Here is a 5,348-nt window from a genome sequence, read left to right as displayed (position 1 = left end):
GTCCAAACGTGCCTGGGCCTACGTACTGCCTAATGCTGAAACCCGAATCGAGAAGCCCATGGACTATGAAACTTTCGTGAAGAGCACCGGGCTCAAATTGCTCGGGAACTTGCCCGTCTCAGGTTCCGCAGGGCGCACTTGATGGCTGGATGAGCAGCACCCCAAAGGTTGAATGCAACCGATGGGGTGCTTCATCCGCAATCAAGCGTTGTGCGTGATTGCTGAGGATCAATGCCTTTGGATTAATTCAACTTAAAAAATCGGCAGGAAGTAACAAATAGTAAAAATGAACTATACCCAATAGGGCAATCGCTCCTGACCCCGGGACATGATGCCTCTGAAGTTGGTCGTCCCAGGAACTTCAACGTCAGACAGACCGAGAGATTCTGGTTATGAACGCCTTGAAAATCGCTGCCAGCGATGCGGTACGAGTTTGCTTTCGTAATTCCCGTGAAATCGTCCAGCTCGACCAGACTGACTTTACCGATGTCGCTGTCGCCGTACTCTCGAAAGATGATTTGGCAGCAGGGGCGCTGGATGCCATCAAGCGTACCGGCTTCGACATCCCCATCTTCCTGGTGGCCTCTCAGGGCCGCAGCAATCGTTCCCTGGAGGTCTACAAACAACTGCAGGATGTGATTTTGCAGGTCAATGGTGTGTTTGACCTGTCCAGCAATAATGCCGAGTACTACGGCAATCAACTGGAGACCGCCGCCAAGGCCTATGAAGAAAGCCTGCTGCCGCCGTTCTTCGATGCGCTCAAGCATTACACCGAATCGGCCAACGCGACCTTTGCCTGCCCCGGCCACCAGGGCGGCCAGTTCTTTCGCAAACACCCGGCAGGTCGGCAGTTTTTCGACTTCTTCGGCGAGACGCTGTTTCGCGCCGACATGTGCAACGCCGACGTCAGGCTCGGTGACCTGCTGATCCACGAAGGCCCGGCGCTGCTGGCGCAAAAACATGCGGCCAAGGTGTTCAACGCCGACAAGACCTACTTCGTGCTCAACGGCACCTCGGCGTCGAACAAAGTGGTGACCAGCGCCCTGTTGACCCCGGGCGACCTGGTGCTGTTCGACCGCAATAACCACAAATCCAATCACCAGGGTGCGCTGTTGCAGGCCGGCGCCACGCCGGTCTATCTGGAAACCGCGCGCAACCCCTACGGCTTCATCGGCGGCATCGACGCTCACTGTTTCGAAGAAGACTACCTGCGCCAGCTGATCGCCGAAGTCGCCCCGGACAAGGCGCAACTGCCACGGCCGTTTCGCCTGGCGATCATTCAACTGGGCACCTATGACGGTACCATCTACAACGCCCGGCAAGTGGTCGACCGCATCGGCAAGCTGTGTGACTACATCCTGTTCGACTCGGCGTGGGTCGGTTACGAACAGTTCATTCCGATGATGAAGGATTGCTCGCCGATGCTGCTCGATCTGGACGAGAACGACCCGGGCATCTTCGTCACCCAATCGGTACACAAGCAGCAGGCCGGTTTCTCCCAGGCCTCGCAAATCCACAAGAAAGACCGGCACATCAAAGGCCAGGCCCGCTACTGCAACCATCACCGGCTCAACAACGCCTTCATGTCCCAGGCTTCAACGAGCCCGTTCTACCCGCTGTTCGCCTCACTGGATGTGAATGCCCGCATTCACTCAGGCCGCAGTGGTCTGCGCCTGTGGGACGACTGCGTGAAGTTCGGCATCAATGCGCGCAAGCTGATCATCGAAGCCTGCACCATGGTCCGCCCATTCGTGCCGGATACCATCGACGGGCGCCCATGGCAGGATCATTCGACCGATGCTATCGCCAGCGATATCCGTTTCTTTGAGTTCCATCCGAAGGATCGCTGGCATGCCTTTCCCGGTTATGCCGACAAGCAGTACTTCATCGATCCCTGCAAACTGCTGTTCACCACGCCGGGCATCGACCCGGTGGACGGCAGCTACACCGAGTTCGGCATTCACGCCGGCATCCTGGCCAACTTCCTGCGCCAGAACGGCATCGTTCCGGAAAAATGCGACCTCAACTCCATCCTGTTCCTGCTCACCCCGGCTGAAGACTGGGCAAAGATGAGTCACCTGGCGGCACAGATCGCCCGTTTCGAACGCTTCGTTCAGGACGACGCGCCGATGAGCCGGGTGCTGCCAGCGATCTATACGCAGTACGAAGAACGCTACCGCGACTACACCATCCGCAGGCTCTGCCAGGAAATGCATGACCTGTATCGCAGCCACAACGTGCAGCAGCTGCAGAAGGACATGTTCCGCAAGGAACACTTCCCGAAAAAGGCCATGAACCCGCAGCAAGCGCAAATCGAGTACATCCGCGGCAACGTCGAGCTGGTGGCGTTGGCGGATGCCGATGGTCGCATTGCAGCCGAGGGCGCGTTGCCTTACCCGCCGGGCGTCTTGTGCGTGGTGCCGGGAGAAATCTGGGGTGGCGCGGTGCTCAAGTACTTCCTGGCGCTGGAGGAGGGCATCAACCGCTTGCCCGGCTTCACACCGGAACTTCAAGGCGTTTATCTGCAGCAGGAAGGCGGTCGCACGCGGGCGTATGGCTATGTGATCAAGCAGTAAGGATCACCCTCGTACTCGGTGGCAGGTGTCAGGTCAGCGGGCCCAGGGGTTAACTCTCTGAACAGGGCAAGGAGTTTGCGATGGCTGATTCAAGCAAGAAAATGGGCCTGATGGGGCTCACGACGCTGGTAACGGTCAACATGATGGGCTCGGGCATCATCATGTTGCCCACCAACATGGCTCAGTTGGGTGCCGTCTCTTTGTTGTCGTGGATTTTCACGGCGATTGGTTCGATGGCCATCGCCTACTGCTTTGCCCAGTGTGGCGTCTTCTGCTCGCGCTCCGGCGGTTTGTCCGCCTACACCGAAGAGGCCCATGCGAAGTCGGGTTTTTTCCTCTGTTCGTACCTGTACTTCCTGTCACTGRCCATCGCCAACGTGGCCGTGGCCATTTCGGCGGTGGGCTACATGACGGCCTTCGTGCCCTGGCTGGGCACGGGTGCGATTCCACTGTGCATCGGCACGATCGCACTGATCTGGCTGACCACCTTCGCCAACTTCGGTGGCCCAGGCATCACCGGCAAGATCGGCGCCTTCACGGTGTGGGGCGTGATTATTCCGGTAGCCGGCCTGAGCATCATCGGCTGGTTCTGGTTCAAGCCCGATGTGCTGGCCGCCGCCTGGAACCCCAATAGCCTGGCGATTTCCGAAGCCATCGGCAAAGCCATTCCCCTGACCCTGTGGGCCTTCCTGGGCATGGAGTCGGCGGCCCAGGCCACCGATGCCGTGGAAGACCCCAAACGCAACGTGCCATTGGCCTGCCTGTTCGGCACCCTGGGTGCCGCCGTGGTCTATGTGCTGTCGACCACCGTTATCCAGGGCATCATTCCCAACGCTGAGCTGGCCAAGTCCTCCGCCCCCTTCGCGCTGGTCTATGCCACGATGTTCAGCCCGATGGTCGGTAATATCGTCATGGCGCTGGCGGTCATGGCCTGTGTCGGCTCGCTGCTGGGCTGGCAATTTACCCTGGCGCAAACCGCCAAGATGACGGCTGACCAGAACCTGTTCCTCAAGCTGTTCAGCAAGGTCAACGCCATGAATGCCCCCGTCGTCGGCATGATTGTCTGCGGTGTGCTGCAGACCCTCCTGGCCCTGTCGACCATCTCGCCCGACGCCGCCRCACAGTTCAGCAAGCTGGTCAGCCTGGCGGCGGTCACCAACCTGATCCCTTATATAACTGCGATGACCGGCCTGCTGGTGATCATGCACAAGGCCGGGGTCTCGTCGGCCATACACTCGCGTAACGTGGTGGTCCTGCTGATTGCAATAACGTACGCCTTGTACGCCTTGTATGCCTGCGGCAAGGACGCAGTGATGGGCGGCACCCTGGTGCTCGCTTTCGGCTACCTGCTCTATGGATTCCTCGCCAAGCGCTTCACCGACGCGCCGGCGGCCAACCAGGCAAGGGCCGCAAACCCTTAGGCGTGGCCAACAGGACTGCACAGACATCTGCATACGGGGAAACCGGACATGAACGTACCATTTGCCACAACCACCAGACTGCTGCTTGCCTTCGCACTCTCGACGCTGCCGCTAGTGGCTGGCGCCAACACCGTTGAACGCGTGCGCAGCAGCCAAACCTTGACCCTGGGCTACTTGCCGGACCTGGCCCCTTTCAGCAAGCAGGAAGGCGACAAAGCCAGCGGTTATGCCATCGACCTGTGCCTGAAAGTCGCCGACAAGCTCAAGAGCGAGCTGGGTCTGCCCGACCTGCAAGTGCGCTACCAGCCCGTCAAGATTTCGGACGAGGTCAACGCGGTGAGCCAGGGTAAAGTCGACATCCTCTGCACGCCGACACCGCCTACCCTGGAACGGCGCAAGATGATCAGTTACTCCATACCGATCTACACTGCCGGCCTCTCGGTCGTGGTGCGCAACGATGCTCGCGAATCGCTGCTCAATGTGCTCAATGGCAAGGTGGCCAATACCGGCCCGACCTGGCGTGCCAGCATTAACAACGGTCTGGCCAACCAAACCTACGCGACCCTGGAGGGGGGCGTGACCGAAGACTGGATTCGCGAACAGATGCGCCTGCTCAACGTGATCGCTTCGCTGGTGACCGTGGCCAACAACGACGAGGGCGTCAAGCTGGTCGCCGAGGGCAAGGCCGATGCCTTCTTCTCCGAACGCATGCTGCTGCGCAATGAAGTCGCCAAGGAGGGCGCGGCCAAGAACCTGATGCTCCTGGACCGCATCTTCGAGTACTCGCCGGTGGCGATGATCGTGGAGCGTAACGACGAAGACTTCCGCTTGCTGGTCGATATGGCCCTGAGTGAAGCCTATCACTCGGGCTTCATAGAAAAGGCCTACGACCAGTACCTGGGCGGAACCAACGCTACCGTGAAAAAACTGTTCAGGGTGTATGCGTTGCCTTAGTGGCATCGTTGGCAACGGGCGCTCCGCGGACGTGTTGCTACTGTAGGAGCGAGCTCGCTCCTACAGATCCGCACCGGGCCCAGGACAGGCTTTTTTGGTGTTTCAGGCGGACGCGCTCACTCCTTCGGCTTTTTCTTGCGACGCAACGTCATGCAGGGAAATCCTCGAAGTCTCCGGCAATGCCAGACCACCCGCCAGCGCGAGCAATGCAACCGCGATCAGATAGAACGCTGGCGACAGGTTGCTGCCGGTGGTGCTGATCAGCCATGTCGCCACCAGCGGAGCGGTGCCGCCAAAGAGGGTGTACGCCATGTTGTAGGTGATCGCCGAGGCGGTGTATCGGGTACGGGTAGGGAAGGTTTCCGAGAGCAAGGCCGCCGTCACCACGCCACACAAC

Annotated in this window: 4 protein-coding genes and 1 pseudogene; 4 read left to right on the top strand and 1 reads right to left on the bottom strand. The window is 59.5% G+C overall.

The annotated features are described in order from the left end of the window. The 4 genes and pseudogenes from AC1DU9_RS29395 to AC1DU9_RS29380 form a co-directional block, all read left to right on the top strand. Positions 1–142, top strand: a pseudogene (locus AC1DU9_RS29395) (DNA/RNA non-specific endonuclease); the annotation flags it as partial. 250 nt (positions 143–392) lie between these two features. Further along, positions 393–2,576 carry an ornithine decarboxylase SpeF gene (gene speF / locus AC1DU9_RS29390; RefSeq protein WP_223460628.1) on the top strand — a complete coding sequence of 728 codons (2,184 nt, stop codon included), beginning with the start codon at positions 393–395 and terminating at the stop codon, positions 2,574–2,576. 80 nt (positions 2,577–2,656) lie between these two features. Next, complete coding sequence (potE, locus tag AC1DU9_RS29385; RefSeq protein ID WP_477811226.1) at positions 2,657–3,997, top strand: putrescine-ornithine antiporter; 1,341 nt, start codon at positions 2,657–2,659, stop codon at positions 3,995–3,997. A gap of 48 nt (positions 3,998–4,045) precedes the next feature. Continuing rightward, positions 4,046–4,951, top strand: a complete 906-nt coding sequence (locus tag AC1DU9_RS29380) for an amino acid ABC transporter substrate-binding protein (protein WP_223460624.1) — start codon at positions 4,046–4,048, stop codon at positions 4,949–4,951. A 102-nt stretch (positions 4,952–5,053) separates the two neighbouring features. Here the strand turns inward: AC1DU9_RS29380 and AC1DU9_RS29375 are convergent. Next, positions 5,054–5,348 (bottom strand): MFS transporter (locus tag AC1DU9_RS29375; RefSeq protein ID WP_477811225.1); only part of this gene is annotated, 295 nt, incomplete at its 5' end.

Source organism: Pseudomonas sp. P4_C1 (genome assembly GCF_056402155.1).
This window is presented reverse-complemented; position numbering and strand designations above follow the sequence as displayed.